Genomic DNA, 13,137 nt, shown 5'->3' with positions numbered 1-13,137 from the left:
GGCCCCTCATCCGTGGTGCATCGCATGGTTTTTTTGCTACCCCGTGGCCATGTGGTCGTCAGCCCGGGGTGAGATACCGCCGCGCTGATCTGCCTGCGGGCCTCTCTGTCGGGACACCGCCCCGGTCAGGGCGGTGCGGCATCAGGCGGGTTGGGCTAGTTCAGGGGGTGACCCGGGTGGTGAGGGTAAATCCCTCTTCACTGGGGGCCAGCGTCACCTGAACCTGGCCCAACTCGGTCAGACTGCTCACATGGGTGCCGCCACAGGGAATGGTGATCTCCCGACCCTCCACCATGCCATGCCAGTAGCGGGAATCGATGATGGCATCACCGGCCCGGCTGCGGCGGATCTCGCCTCCCTCTTTGAGCCAGCGCATCAGCTGCTCGTTGACCTGGAGCGCTATCCTGTCGAGGTCGGCCAGCAGTGCCTCGCTGTTGATTCCCTTTTTCCGAAGGCTCTTGCCGATCCGGTACTGCTCCTTTGATCCTCTGGGCTCGACCCGGGAGTGCTGGATGGCAAGGCGGTCGAAATCCGGCTGCCCGAGAGCGTCAAGCTCGCTCGTCTCCTTTCGCCAATAGGGCGTGAGCGCCCGATTGAGGGCCAGTGCCACCAGGTGGCAGGCGCTGTGGCCCAGGCTCAGGGCATGGCGTGCCTCGGCATCCACTGTCAGTTCCACAGGCGAGCCAATGGCAAGGTGATGGGAACCGGCGAGGGGATGCACCACCACGAAAGCCCACCCATCCGCCCCCCGCTTGACCGGAATCTCCGTATCCACGAACAGCTCGCCCTCGGGACTGATGGCGCCCATGCGGCAGGGGCCCACGGCCGCTTCCCCCCCTTCCCAGCGCACTGTGCCCACGTCACCGGGTTGATCGGGCCAGAGGTGGCTCTGGGGATGAAAGGGGGTGAGGTCGGTGACCAGCAGGGTCTTATCCCCCTGTTTGCAACAGACGACGCTGGCCTGTTCCTGATGGTGGCCCAGTACGAAGCTGGCTCGGGTATGTTCCATGGCAGGGCTCCCGCAACGAGATGATGAGAAGGGAAAGGGGCAGCATACGCGAAAGTGCGAAGAGGCTCATCAACCCGGGTCAATGAGCCTCAAGATGGCGTTAGAGGGTGGTGACCAGCAGATAGGCATTGAGGCCGATCACCAGGGCGACGATGAGGCGCCCCACGGCCTGGGTGACGGGGTGATTGCGATGTGCCCCCATCAGGGCGCGATCACCGGTCAGGATCAGCAGCGGAATGAGAGCGAGGGCGATGCCGAAGCTCAGCACTACCTGGCTCAACACCAGGATTTCAGTGGTGTTGAGGCCCATGGCGATCACCACGAAGGCGGGGGCCATGGTGATGGCTCGGCGCAGCCAGAGCGGGATGGTGAAGCGCACGAAGCCCTGCATCACCACTTGGCCGGCCAGCGTGCCCACCACGGTAGAGCTGATGCCGGAGGCGACCAGGGAGAGGCCGAACAGAGTCGCGGCCGCCTGGCCCAGCAGCGGGGTGAGGGTCTGGTAGGCCGACTCCAGCTCGGCTACTTGCTGGTTGCCGGAGCTGTGGAAGGCGGCCGCCGCCATGGCCATCATGGCCAGGTTGACGAAGCCGGCGATGGTCATGGCGATGGCCACGTCGACCCGGGTGGTGTGCAGCCGCTGGGGGACCGAGCCCTGATCCTGGGTGTGCTGGGTCAGGGCCGAGTGCAGGTAGATGACGTGGGGCATCACGGTGGCGCCGAGCACGCCGGCCGCCAGATAGACAGCATCACCATTGGGGAGACCGGGGAAGAGTGCCCCTTCCAGCAGACTCGGCAGATGGGGGCGCGAGAAGATCAGCTCGACGATGTAGGCGGCGGCCACGAACAGCAGCAGGCCCCCCACCACGAACTCCAGCGGTTTCTGGCCGCGGGATTGCAGCATCAGGATCCCCCAGGTGACCACGGCGGTGATGCCGGCCCCTTCCAGCAGGGTGACCCCGAGCAGCAGCTTGAAGCCTACGGCAGCACCGATGAATTCCGCCAGATCGGTGGCCATGGCGATGATCTCCGCCTGTACCCAGTAGGCCCAGACCGCCGGCTTGGGCAGCCGGTCGCGAATGTGCTCCGCCAGGTTCTTGCCGGTGACGATGCCGAGCTTGGCCGAGAGGGTCTGCACCAGCATGGCCATCAGATTGGCCCACACCACTACCCACAGCAGTTGATAGCCGAAGGTGGAGCCGGCCTGGATATTGGTCGCAAAATTGCCCGGGTCGATATAACCGATGGCGGCGATGAAGGCGGGGCCGAGCAGGGTCAGCTTGAATTTGCGGGCCGGGATGGCCGTGGTGAGCGCAGGTTGCATACTGTCATCCTCCGTGGGGATATGAGGAGAGTATGGATCTAAATGATAATTGTTATCAATTAAAGTTTTGTATCGGGCTCATCGAGAAAAACATCTTGCTTCGCCAGTTGCAGTGGGAGAGGTGATTTCGTACAATACGCCGCCCTAGAAAGCAGCGTCTAAACATCACTATGTTCCTTGCCTCCGAGGTCTGGCTGCACCTGGGCGGAGGCTGAATTAATCCGTAAGGAGCTAAAATGCGTCATTACGAAATCGTCTTCATGGTTCATCCGGACCAGAGCGAGCAAGTACCTGGCATGATCGAGCGTTACACCGGCGCTATCACCACCGCTGGTGGTACCATTCATCGCCTGGAAGATTGGGGCCGTCGTCAACTGGCTTACCCGATCGACAAGCTGCACAAGGCTCACTACGTTCTGATGAACGTAGAAGCTGAACAGGCCGTTATCGATGAGCTGGAAACCAACTTCCGCTTCAACGATGCCGTTATCCGCAACATGATCATGCGCACCAAGCACGCCGTGACTGAAGTTTCTCCGATGGCCAAGGCCAAGGAAGAGCGCTTCACCCGTCGTGACGACGAGCGTCGCGAAGATGCTGTTGAAGCGTCTTCCGAAGAGTAATTCTTAGATCACCGCATTAGAGGATAAAGGCCATGGCACGTTATTTCCGTCGTCGTAAGTTCTGCCGCTTCACCGCCGAGAACGTTACCGAGATCGACTACAAAGATATCGTTACTCTGAAAAACTACGTCACTGAATCTGGCAAGATCGTACCGAGCCGTATCACCGGTACCCGCGCCAAGTATCAGCGTCAGCTGGCACGCGCCATCAAGCGTGCTCGTTACCTGGCTCTGCTGCCGTACACCGATCTGCACAACAAGTAAGAATCGGCCCGGCGCTTACGCCTAACTCAACGAAATTTATAGAGGAAAGGTAATGCAAGTTATCCTGCTCGATAAGATCGCCAAACTGGGCGGTCTGGGTGACCAAGTTTCCGTAAAAGCTGGTTATGCCCGTAACTACCTGATCCCGCAAGGCAAAGCTGTTATGGCCACCAAGGCCAACATCGAAGCCTTCGGTGCTCGTCGCGCTGAGCTGGAAGCCAAACTGGCTGCCAACAAGGCTGCTGCCGAAGAGCGCGCTGCCAAGCTGGGTGAGCTGGCTGCCGTTGTCATCGCCTCCAAGTCTGGCGACGAAGGCAAGCTGTTCGGTTCCATCGGTACCCGTGACGTGGCTGAAGCCATCACTGCTGCCGGCGTAGCCGTTGCCAAGAGCGAAGTCCGCATGGGCAACGTTCTGCGTAACACCGGTGAGTACGAAGTTGTTGTTCAGCTGCACGCTGACGTCAAAGCAACCGTACAAATCCAGGTTGTTGCTCTGTAATAGCGTTCAGCTCTTGCAGAAAAACCCGCGCACATGCGCGGGTTTTTTATTTTCAGATCAAGGGGTAAAGTGAAGGTCTGTTCCTCTGGAGGAGAACCTTTATGGCTGCCTGGGTCGAAGGTCGGGTCATCGAGCGCATCGAGTGGACACCCACCCTGCTCTCCCTGCGTGTGGAGGCGGAACTTGCCCCCTACAAGGCGGGTCAATTCACCAAGCTGGCCCTGGAGCAGGGCGAGCGTCGCGTCCAGCGTGCCTATTCCTTCGTCAATCCTCCCGGCACGCCCTATCACGAATTCTATCTGGTGGAGATCCCCGGCGGTGAGCTGAGTCCCTCTCTCGGTTCCCTGCAGGTGGGCGACAGCCTGCTGGTGCAGTCCCAGGCCACCGGTTTTCTGACCCTGGATGAGATTCCCCCGGGACGGGACCTCTGGCTGCTCTCAACCGGCACCGCCATCGGCCCCTTCCTCGCCATGCTGGCCGAGGGACAGGTCTTCGACCGCTTCGAGCATCTGGTGCTGGTACACGGGGTGAGAAAAGGGGAAGAGCTCAGCTATCAGCCGCTTATCGCCAGTTTTGCCGAGCAGCATGGCGAGCGTTTTCGCTATGTTCCCTTCGTCAGTCGTGAGACCTGGCCGGGGGCGATGGCAGGGCGCATCCCGGCAGCCATCGTCGATGGCAGCTTGCAGGCGAGGGTGGGGCTGAACTTCTCCCCCGAGTTGAGCCAGGTGATGATCTGCGGCAACCCCGCCATGGTGAAAGAGACTCAGCAGACCCTGCTCGGGCTGGGGCTTGCCAAGAACCTGCGTCGCGCCCCCGGCAATATCAGCATGGAAAACTACTGGTAGGGGACATGACTCCAGGGGCCACAGGCCCCTCAACCATGTCCATGGGCATGCTGGTCAGTGTTTTTGGTGGCCGTTGCCGCCGTGCTTGTTCCTGGGCTTGTCATGGCCCTGACCCGGGTTGTTGCCACTGTGAATGCTGCGGTTGTAATGGTCGCGGTATTTTCCATCCATGTTGTCGCAGTTGAGCTGGATGTGGCTGGTCCGGGTGCTGACATCCAGGCAGTTGTGCTGCCACCACTCGTACTCCTTGTCGTCCCAATCCAGGCTTACCCGGCCCTGGTCGGTGGAGATCCGGATGTCGTCATCGTGTTTGGAAGGGGGGGCAGCAAAGGCCATTCCCTGAACCAGAAGCAGGGAGAGCAGCAGTGCGCCGCGGGAAGTCATGGTCATGTGGGTCATCGCATCAAGGCTCCTGTCAGGGGGATCATTGATCCGGTTGCGTGCTGATCTGGTTGGTGCTGGGGGGCTGGTTGCGCTGCGTCTCGTCCTCCAGACTGAGGTTGATCCTCTTGCAGTCGGCGGCGGCCGTGTCACCGCTCCCGAGATCGAAGCAGTTGCTCTGGGACCAGTCAAACTGCGTGTCATTCCAGTCCAGATTGAAGGTCAGCGCATCCACGGAGAAGGTCTGGCTCCCTTCGTCCTGTGCCAGGGCGCTACCAGTGATCAGAAAAAGAGAGAGCAACAAAGCCGTCGTTCTGTTCATGATGTCCTCGAGTCGTGTTCGGTGGAAATGAGTGTAATGCGGCGGGCTTAACCCGAGCATAACCGCAGATGTCCTTCAGGTGCGGGGTCGATTGTAGTGTTTTTCTGCTGCCGATTTGCACGTTTTGGTCGCACTCTGGGCAGCTGATCGTCCATCGGCGGGAATTCGGGGATTTGCCCTTCTCTCCGGGGGAGTGGCGACTATAATCGGCAGCCAACTTTTCCTGCAGATGTTTCCCGCTTCATCATGGCTACACAGGCTTGCGCCGCATTGCGTTACCCCAAGGGATGGTTCGCCCTCACGACAGTCTACAGTTTTACCGGGCTGGCCATTCTGGCTTCCATTGTCTTCTCCCTGCTGCTGTTTCTCTCCATCGACGAAAACCCCCTGATGAAGTGGCTGTTCGGCGGGCTGGCCATCATCTTCGAGCTGGGCAAGTTCTACGTCTGGTACGAGTACGGCGAGTGCAAGGCGAGGCGGGATCTGGGCGGCGCCTTCTGGTCGCTGCTGTTCTACAGCGTGCTGGCCGCCATCTCCATCGGGGGCAGTATCGGCGGCATCAACAGCGCCACCAACACCATCCTGAGCCAGCAGGCGCGTCACGAGCGGGAGATAGCCCGTTTCGACGAGCAGATAGCCAGCATAGAGCGGCAGATCCAGCTCAACGAAGAGGCGGCCCGCAAATACATCGAGATGGCGCGTATCTCGAGCGGCGTCAGCGGTCTGCAGCAGGCCAACACCAAGCTCAGGCTGCGTCAGGACGAGCTGCGCCAGGAGCGGGACGCCAAGCCGCTGGGGGAGCAGTCCTCCATGCTGGGGCTGATGAGCAGTCTGGCGGACGGGGTGGGCATGAGCATCGGCCAGGTGCAGTTCCTGCTGGTCTGCTTCCTGTCTATCCTGCTCGATGCGTTTGGTGCCTTTTTCGTCAGCCTGATCGGTGAGGAGAACCGCTTCCGCCGTCAATGGATGTGGCAACGGGAGAAGGCGCAAGCCGAGGCCCGGGTCGCAGTGCCGACCCCGGAGCCGCCAGCCATCAGCAGACCCATGCCCGAGCCAGCCGTGGTCGCCCAGGTGCGCGGCGCGCTGGAGAGCGGCGAGCTCAAATGCAGCAAACGCAAGGTGGCAGAGGCATTGTCACTGTCTCTGGAGGAGGTGGACCGGGTGTTCCAGCATCTGCTGGCGCAGGGCGTGCTGGGGCAGGGCAGCAATCGTCACTACCATCTTCGTGCCGAGCAGGGGTGAATCCGGCTCAGTCGAACCAGATAAGACCCTCATAGGGTTGCTGTCTGAGAGAGGCGAGGCGGCTATCCAGGTTGCCTGCATGAATTTCCAGTCGGTGCCCGTCGGGATCCAGCAGATAGAGTGAATCCCCTTCGCTGCTGTTCTTCTTCCACTCCACGACGCCCGCCGCGCGCAGACGGGCGCAGAAGGCTGGAAACTGTTCAGGCGAGATGCCAAACGCGACATGGCTGTAATCTCTGGCCGGTTGGGGAGGATCACAGGAGAGACAGAGCCAGAGATCGCCGAGGGTGAGATAGGCTCCCCGTGCCCATCTCACCCTGGGGCGACATCCCAGCAAGTCGACATAAAAGGCAACGCTGCTGTCGAGATCGCCGGTTGCCAGCGTGAGATGGTTCAGTCCATGCAGCATCTTCTCTTCTTCCCCCTTGTCCCCGAACCCTAGTGAGTGAGCACCATCATCAGGCTGAGGAAGGCGGCCAGCCCGCCGCCGATGCCGATGATCCAGTAAAAGCCCTTGGCCCCCTGTTTGAGCGGAATGCGGAAGTAGAGCAGAAACGCCCACCACCCCAGGGCCAGCAACAGAGGAATAAGAAACATTCGAGCCATGGTGTCCTCGCTGTTATTCTGTTGACCCTTGATCAATCAACAGGATGGATTGTGCAATGACGCAGCTACAGATTACCGCATTCGGCGACCCCTCGGTACTCAGGCTCAACCCTTCCCTGGACAAGGTGCCCGCGGAGGGAGAGGTCCGGGTGCGCATCTGCTTTGCGGGGGTCAACCCCATCGATGCCAAGACCCGGGCCGGTCTCGGCTGGGCGGCCGCCCAGAACAAGGACAACCTGCCCTGGACGCCGGGTTATGACGTCTCCGGCGTGGTGGAAAAGGTGGGGACCGGCGTGACCTCCCTGGCCGAGGGGGATCAGGTGTGCGGCATGGTGGGTTTCCCCCTCGCCGCCGGTGCATATGCCGAATCCGTGGTGGCCCGCGAGGAGGAGCTGGTCAAGCTCGATGGGGTGAGCCTCAGGCAGGGAGCGGCCCTACCGCTGGCGGGTCTCACCGCCTGGCAGGGGCTGCTGGAGCACGGTGGCCTGCAGTCGGGGCAACGGGTACTGATCCTGGCCGGTGCCGGTGGCGTCGGCCACCTGGCGGTGCAGTTTGCCGCCGCCTATGGTGCCCACGTGGTTGCCACGGCAAGCGGCGACAATCACAGCTTCCTTCATAGTCTCGGGGCGAGCCGGATGGTGGATTACCACCAGGCCGGGTGGTGCACCGAAGCGATCACCGATGGTCCGTTCGATCTGGTGCTGGATCTGGTGGGGGGCGAGAGCGGCAAGGCGGCGCTGGCCTGCGTCAAGCCGGGCGGCCGTCTGGTGACGGTCCCCACCATCACGGCCCAGCAGATCAAGGACGCGGGGGCCGAGTTCGGCGTCGAGGTTGTCGGCATGCTGGTCCATCCCGATCGAACGCAGCTGACCCAGATGCTGACGCTGCTTCGCCAGGGGGAGGTGAAGATCACTGTCTCCGGTGAATACACGCTGGCAGAAGGGGCGCTGGCCCATCAGGCCATCGAGCAGGGCCATGTGCGCGGCAAGCTGTTGCTGCGCATGTCCGCCGCAGACGGCCAGCCCGGATGATAGACTTCACCGGGATGGGGCTGGGAGGGTTGTTTCTGAGCGCCTTCACCTCCGCCACCCTGTTGCCCGGCAGCTCGGAAGTGCTGCTGGGTGCCATGGCGGTCAAGGGGGAGTGGAGCATGACCAGCCTGCTTTTCTGGGCGACGCTGGGCAATACCCTGGGTTCCATGACCACCTGGTGGCTCGGCTGGCTCGCCACCCACAAGAAAAAACCGGAAGATTTTCAAGGCCGTGGGGAACAAAAAGCCCTTGGTTGGCTCAAACGTCATGGCCACTGGTGTCTACTGCTTGCCTGGACGCCTGTGGTCGGCGATGGTCTCTGTCTGCTGGCTGGTTGGCTGCGCCTCTCCTTCTGGCGCTCCCTCATCTTGATCGGGCTCGGCAAATTGCTTCGTTATGCCCTGGTGTTTCTGCTGGCCAGTCAGATCTTCTAGCCCTTTTGTCACTCACGAGGTACCCGTGAACAAACTGATTCCATTAAGCATGCTGCTGGGCTTCTCCCTTCCCGTGCTGGCGGCCCCGACCCTGGTGTCCGAGCAGGTCAAGCAGGAGGGCAAGCTCGGCATTCCCTATCAGATGTACAAGCTGGACAACGGTTTGACCGTGATCCTGGCCCCCGACCACTCCGATCCCCTGGTGCATCTGGACGTCACCTATCACGTCGGCTCCTCCCGGGAAACCGTGGGCAAGTCGGGCTTTGCCCACTTCTTCGAGCACATGATGTTCCAGGGCTCCAAGCATGTTGGTGATCAGGAACACATGCGGATCATCAACGAGGCGGGCGGTGACATGAACGGCACCACCAACAAGGACCGCACCAACTACTACGAAACCGTGCCGGCCAACCAGCTGGAGAAGGTGCTCTGGCTGGAGGCGGATCGCATGGGCTTCCTGCTCGATGCGGTGAGCCAGAAGAAGTTCGAGATCCAGCGCGCCACCGTCAAGAACGAACGGGCTCAGCGCATCGACAACCAGCCTTATGGCCTGGTGGGCGAGCGGGTGGGGGAGGCACTCTATCCGCGCACCCACCCCTACTCCTGGCAACCCATCGGTTATGTGGAGGATCTCGACCGGGTCGACGTCAACGACCTCAAGCAGTTCTTCCTGCGCTGGTACGGCCCCAACAATGCGACCCTGACCCTGGGCGGCGACTTTGATACCAAGCAGGCGCTGGCCTGGATTGAGCAGTACTTCGGTTCCATCCCGCGCGGTCCGGACGTGGCCGAACCGACGCCTCAGCCTGCCACCCTGCCGGCAACCCGCTACGTGACGCTGGAAGACAAGGTGCATCTGCCGCTCCTGTATATCAGCTACCCGACCGTCTCCCTGGGTGACCCGCAGGAGCCGGCGCTGGACATCTTTGCCGATGTGCTGGGGGGCTCTGCCAGCTCCATGCTCTACCAGTCCCTGGTGAAAACCGGCAAGGCCATCGAGGCGGGTGCCTCCCACTCCTGCGAAGAGCTTGCCTGTACCCTGACGGTCTATGCCTACCCCAATCCGGCGGCGGATGGCAGCCTCAAGACCCTCAAGGGCGAGGTGGACAAGGTGATCGGCGAGTTCGCCCAGCGCGGCATCAAGCCCGCGGATCTGGAGAAGGCCATCAGCAGCTATCGCGCGTCCGCCATCTGGGGACTCGACAGCATCGAGGGCAAGGTAAGCCAGCTTGCCATGGGGCAGGTGCTGGCCCGGGATCCCGACTATGTGTTCAAGAATCTGGATGCCATCGCCCGGGTCAAGGGGTCTGACGTCAAGGCTGCCTACGACAAGTTCATCCAGAACAAGCCTGCCGTGGTGCTGAGCGTGGTGCCCAAGGGCAAGAGCGACTGGCAGGCCGCGACCCCGAACTTCACTCCCGCCAAGCGGGAGCTGCCGGATTACAGCAAGCATGACAAGGTGCTGGCGGAGCGGCCGGTGAAAGATGACTTCGATCGCAGCGTGCAGCCCAAGGCGGCCGATGCGGTGAGCGTCAAGGTGCCCGCCATCTGGCGTGGCAAGCTCGACAAGGGGATCGAGATCATCGGCACCCACAGTGACGAGATCCCGGCCGTCTCCATCATGATCGCCCTACCGGGTGGCATCCGGGCCGAAGGCAAGGGAGAGCTGGGGCTGGCCAGCCTCACCGCCGCCATGTTGGAGCAGGGGACGACGCGCCTCTCCGAGGCCGAGCTGAGCGACGAGCTGCAAAAACTCGGCGCCAGCATCAGCGTCTCCAGCGCCCAGTACAACAACCTCATCACCATCAGCAGTCTGGCGGACAAGCTGCCCGAAACCCTGGCGCTGGTGCGGGAAGTGCTGCTGCAACCCGGCCTGCGGGAAGCGGACTTCGAGCGGCTCAAGACCCAGATGCTGCAAGGCATGAAACAGAGCGAGCAGCAACCCGAGTGGCTGGCGGGTCAGGCGTTCCGCGAACTGGTCTATGGCAAGCAGAACCGCCTCGGCCAACCCTCTGACGGGGTGCTGGCGGACGTGGAGAAGCTGACCCTGGCGGATGTGAAGCGCTTCTATGAGGCCTATTACAATCCGACCAATGCCAAGGTGGTGGTGACAGGTGATGTGACTGCCCAGCAGGTGGAATCCGGTCTCGCCTTCCTGACCCAGTGGCAGGGGGCCGCCCCGACCCTGGGGGATCTCAAGCCCAGGGGAGAGCAGGCCAAGCCAGGCATCTATCTGGTGGACAAGCCGGGAGCCCCCCAGTCGGTGATCCGCATCGGCCGCCGCGCCATGCCGTTTGACACCACGGGAGACTATTTCATCGCCAACCTGATGAACTTCAACCTGGGTGGCAACTTCAACAGCCGCATCAACCTCAACCTGCGGGAAGACAAGGGCTACACCTATGGTGCCAGCTCGGGCTTCCAGGCCAACCGCGAGGCGGGTATCTTCGCGACCGGCGCCAATGTGCGCACCGATGCGACCGTGGATGCCATCCGCCAGTTCCTCAAGGAGATGGACGGCTACCGCAAGAGCGGGCCGACCCCGGTGGAGCTGGCCTACATGCGCAGCGCCGTCTCCCAGCAGGATGCGCTCTCCTACGAGACCCTGGGGCAGAAGGCTGGCTTCCTGCTGCAGATGATCATGTACGACCTGAAGCCGGACTATGTGCAGGCCCAGAACAACCTGATCAAAACGGTGTCACCCGAGACGCTGAAGGCCAGTGCAGCCCGCTGGCTGGATCCGGCCGAGATGGTGATTGTGGTGGTGGGAGACAAGCAAAAGCTTGAAAAACCCCTGAGCGAGCTTCATCTTCCCATCTATCCACTGCAACTGCCCTGAGGGGCGTCGCAACAATAAGTGCCGCCCCGGGTGGGGCGGCCACACATGAGCCGTGAATATGACCACTACTAGCTTGTCGCTCACCGAGTTGCTGGCTGCGCTGGGTACCCCGGAACGGGTGACCGCCCTCAAGGGGATCCGGCGCGGGATCGAGCGCGAATGTCTGCGCATCACCCCCGAAGGGACCCTGGCCCAGACCGATCACCCCAGAAGCCTGGGGTCGGCCCTGACCCATGCCAACATCACTACCGATTACTCCGAGAGCCTGCTGGAGTTCATCACGCCAGCCACCGACTCCATCGAGAGCCTGATCGAGCAGCTCGGCGACATTCACCGCCACACCATTCATCATCTGGGAGAGGAGCGGATCTGGCCCCTCTCCATGCCCTGCTTCGTCGGTGACGAGGAGAGCATCCGCCTGGCCCAGTACGGCAGCTCCAACATCGGGCGGATGAAGACCCTCTATCGCCAGGGGCTGAAGAACCGCTACGGCAGCCTGATGCAGGTGATCGCCGGGGTGCACTTCAACTTCTCCATGCCGGACAGCTTCTGGTGCGAGTGGCAGGATCTGGTGGGAGAGGGCTGCTGCAGCCAGCGCTTCATCTCCGACAAGTACATGGGGCTTATTCGCAACGTCTACCGCTTCGGCTGGCTGGTGCCCTATCTGTTCGGCGCGTCTCCGGCCATCTGCGACTCCTTCCTCAAGGGGCGCAAGAGCAGCCTGCCGTTCCAGAAGACCGGCAAGGGCACCCTTTACCTGCCCTATGCCACGGCTCTGCGCCTGTCCGATCTCGGTTACACCAACAGCGCCCAGGCGGGGCTCAAGATCAGTCATGACAGCCTGCCCGCCTATGTGAGCAGCCTGCGCCGGGCCATCAACACCCATGATCCCGACTTCGCCAGGATAGGGGTCAAGGTGAACGGCGAGTACCGCCAGCTCAACGACAACGTGCTGCAGCTGGAGAACGAGCTCTACGCGCCGATCCGCCCCAAGCGCACCCCCCGCAGCGGCGAGAAGCCCTCGGATGCGCTGGAGCAGCGCGGCATCGAATACATCGAACTGCGCACGGTGGACGTCAATCCTTTCACCCCGTTCGGTATCGAGGTGGATCAGATCCGCTTCTTCGATCTCTTCCTGGTCTGGTGCCTGTTGCGCCCGTCCCCCGTGCTCTCGGATGACGAGGTTGCCCGCAACCGCCGCAACCAGAACAAGGTGGTGCTGGAGGGGCGCCGCCCCGGCCTGACGCTTGAAGATGAGCAGGGCAATGCCATCGGCCTCAAGGAGTACGGCCTCAAGCTGTTCGACGAACTGGCCGAGGTCGCAGCGCTGCTGGATCGCTGCTGTGGTCGCAACCGCTATCGCGAGACGCTGGCGATGCACCGTGAGAAGCTGCTCGACCCCGAGCAGACCTACTCCGCCCGCCTGCTCAAGCAGTTGCTTTCAAGCGGCCAGGACAACGGCTGCTTCGGCGATGCGCTGGCGAACCGCTACCGGGAAGAGATGCTGGCCGGCGATCTGCAGTACTGGGACGAGGCCTATTTTGCCGGCGAGGCACGGGACTCCCTGGCCAAGCAGCGGGAGCGGGAACGCAGTGACAGCCTGTCGTTCGACGACTTCCTAGCTGACTATTTCGGTACCCGCCAGACCACGGCCTGAGGATGCCGCCAGGATGACGAAAGCCGCTCCCGGGAGCGGCTTTTTCATGGGAGCCCGGCGGT

General features: G+C 62.0%; 15 protein-coding genes. 9 read left to right on the top strand and 6 right to left on the bottom strand.

Annotation, left to right across the window (positions count from 1 at the left end; translation table 11 throughout):
- Nucleotides 1–160: 160 nt before the first annotated feature.
- Together AB5Y89_RS08700 and AB5Y89_RS08695 are read right to left on the bottom strand one after the other, a co-directional pair.
- A complete protein-coding gene (locus tag AB5Y89_RS08700; protein ID WP_368223551.1) occupies nt 161–1,009 on the bottom strand; it encodes a hypothetical protein in 849 nt (282 codons plus the stop codon).
- Between the two features lie 100 nt (nt 1,010–1,109).
- Nucleotides 1,110–2,333 carry an Nramp family divalent metal transporter gene (locus AB5Y89_RS08695; RefSeq protein WP_113069613.1) on the bottom strand — a complete coding sequence of 408 codons (1,224 nt, stop codon included), beginning with the start codon at nt 2,331–2,333 and terminating at the stop codon, nt 1,110–1,112.
- Between the two features lie 236 nt (nt 2,334–2,569).
- On the opposite strand from AB5Y89_RS08695, the gene rpsF reads away from it, so the two are divergent.
- The 4 genes from rpsF to AB5Y89_RS08675 all read left to right on the top strand — a co-directional run bounded on the left by rpsF (nt 2,570) and on the right by AB5Y89_RS08675 (nt 4,563).
- On the top strand, nt 2,570–2,956 hold the full coding sequence (rpsF, locus tag AB5Y89_RS08690; protein ID WP_005331771.1) for a 30S ribosomal protein S6: 387 nt from the start codon (nt 2,570–2,572) through the stop codon (nt 2,954–2,956).
- A 32-nt stretch (nt 2,957–2,988) separates the two neighbouring features.
- Nucleotides 2,989–3,219 carry a 30S ribosomal protein S18 gene (gene rpsR, locus AB5Y89_RS08685; protein WP_005313392.1) on the top strand — a complete coding sequence of 77 codons (231 nt, stop codon included), beginning with the start codon at nt 2,989–2,991 and terminating at the stop codon, nt 3,217–3,219.
- A gap of 52 nt (nt 3,220–3,271) precedes the next feature.
- Nucleotides 3,272–3,718 (top strand): 50S ribosomal protein L9, encoded by a 447-nt coding sequence (gene rplI, locus AB5Y89_RS08680; protein ID WP_010673120.1) that lies wholly within the window; start codon nt 3,272–3,274, stop codon nt 3,716–3,718.
- 101 nt (nt 3,719–3,819) lie between these two features.
- The gene (locus tag AB5Y89_RS08675) at nt 3,820–4,563 is read left to right on the top strand and encodes a ferredoxin--NADP reductase (RefSeq protein WP_039040002.1); all 744 of its coding nucleotides are present in this window, start codon (nt 3,820–3,822) and stop codon (nt 4,561–4,563) included.
- Between the two features lie 54 nt (nt 4,564–4,617).
- On the opposite strand, the gene AB5Y89_RS08670 is transcribed toward AB5Y89_RS08675, so the two are convergent.
- Nucleotides 4,618–4,962 (bottom strand): hypothetical protein, encoded by a 345-nt coding sequence (locus AB5Y89_RS08670; protein ID WP_368223547.1) that lies wholly within the window; start codon nt 4,960–4,962, stop codon nt 4,618–4,620.
- A gap of 25 nt (nt 4,963–4,987) precedes the next feature.
- Nucleotides 4,988–5,266 (bottom strand): hypothetical protein, encoded by a 279-nt coding sequence (locus tag AB5Y89_RS08665; protein ID WP_174722078.1) that lies wholly within the window; start codon nt 5,264–5,266, stop codon nt 4,988–4,990.
- Between the two features lie 246 nt (nt 5,267–5,512).
- Between AB5Y89_RS08665 and AB5Y89_RS08660 the strand changes: the two genes are divergently transcribed.
- Nucleotides 5,513–6,508 carry a Preprotein translocase subunit SecY gene (locus tag AB5Y89_RS08660; protein ID WP_368223544.1) on the top strand — a complete coding sequence of 332 codons (996 nt, stop codon included), beginning with the start codon at nt 5,513–5,515 and terminating at the stop codon, nt 6,506–6,508.
- 7 nt (nt 6,509–6,515) lie between these two features.
- On the opposite strand, the gene fos is transcribed toward AB5Y89_RS08660, so the two are convergent.
- Nucleotides 6,516–6,917, bottom strand: a complete 402-nt coding sequence (fos, locus tag AB5Y89_RS08655; RefSeq protein WP_039040005.1) for a fosfomycin resistance glutathione transferase — start codon at nt 6,915–6,917, stop codon at nt 6,516–6,518.
- Between the two features lie 29 nt (nt 6,918–6,946).
- On the bottom strand, nt 6,947–7,114 hold the full coding sequence (locus AB5Y89_RS08650) for a hypothetical protein (protein WP_005308905.1): 168 nt from the start codon (nt 7,112–7,114) through the stop codon (nt 6,947–6,949).
- A 56-nt stretch (nt 7,115–7,170) separates the two neighbouring features.
- Between AB5Y89_RS08650 and AB5Y89_RS08645 the strand changes: the two genes are divergently transcribed.
- The 4 genes from AB5Y89_RS08645 to gshA are packed head-to-tail and all read left to right on the top strand — an operon-like array spanning nt 7,171 to nt 13,075.
- Nucleotides 7,171–8,145, top strand: coding sequence for an NADP-dependent oxidoreductase (locus AB5Y89_RS08645; RefSeq protein WP_368223542.1), 975 nt, complete (start codon nt 7,171–7,173; stop codon nt 8,143–8,145).
- Nucleotides 8,142–8,579, top strand: a complete 438-nt coding sequence (locus AB5Y89_RS08640; RefSeq protein WP_029313803.1) for a YqaA family protein — start codon at nt 8,142–8,144, stop codon at nt 8,577–8,579. Before AB5Y89_RS08645 ends, AB5Y89_RS08640 begins: the two co-directional genes overlap by 4 nt.
- Before the next feature lie 25 nt (nt 8,580–8,604).
- Nucleotides 8,605–11,418, top strand: a complete 2,814-nt coding sequence (locus AB5Y89_RS08635; RefSeq protein ID WP_368223539.1) for a M16 family metallopeptidase — start codon at nt 8,605–8,607, stop codon at nt 11,416–11,418.
- A 58-nt stretch (nt 11,419–11,476) separates the two neighbouring features.
- The gene (gene gshA / locus AB5Y89_RS08630) at nt 11,477–13,075 is read left to right on the top strand and encodes a glutamate--cysteine ligase (protein WP_041210977.1); all 1,599 of its coding nucleotides are present in this window, start codon (nt 11,477–11,479) and stop codon (nt 13,073–13,075) included.
- Nucleotides 13,076–13,137: the final 62 nt, after the last annotated feature.

It is taken from the genome of Aeromonas sp. s4 (assembly GCF_040907855.1).
Lineage (GTDB): Bacteria > Pseudomonadota > Gammaproteobacteria > Enterobacterales > Aeromonadaceae > Aeromonas > Aeromonas caviae.
This window is presented reverse-complemented; position numbering and strand designations above follow the sequence as displayed.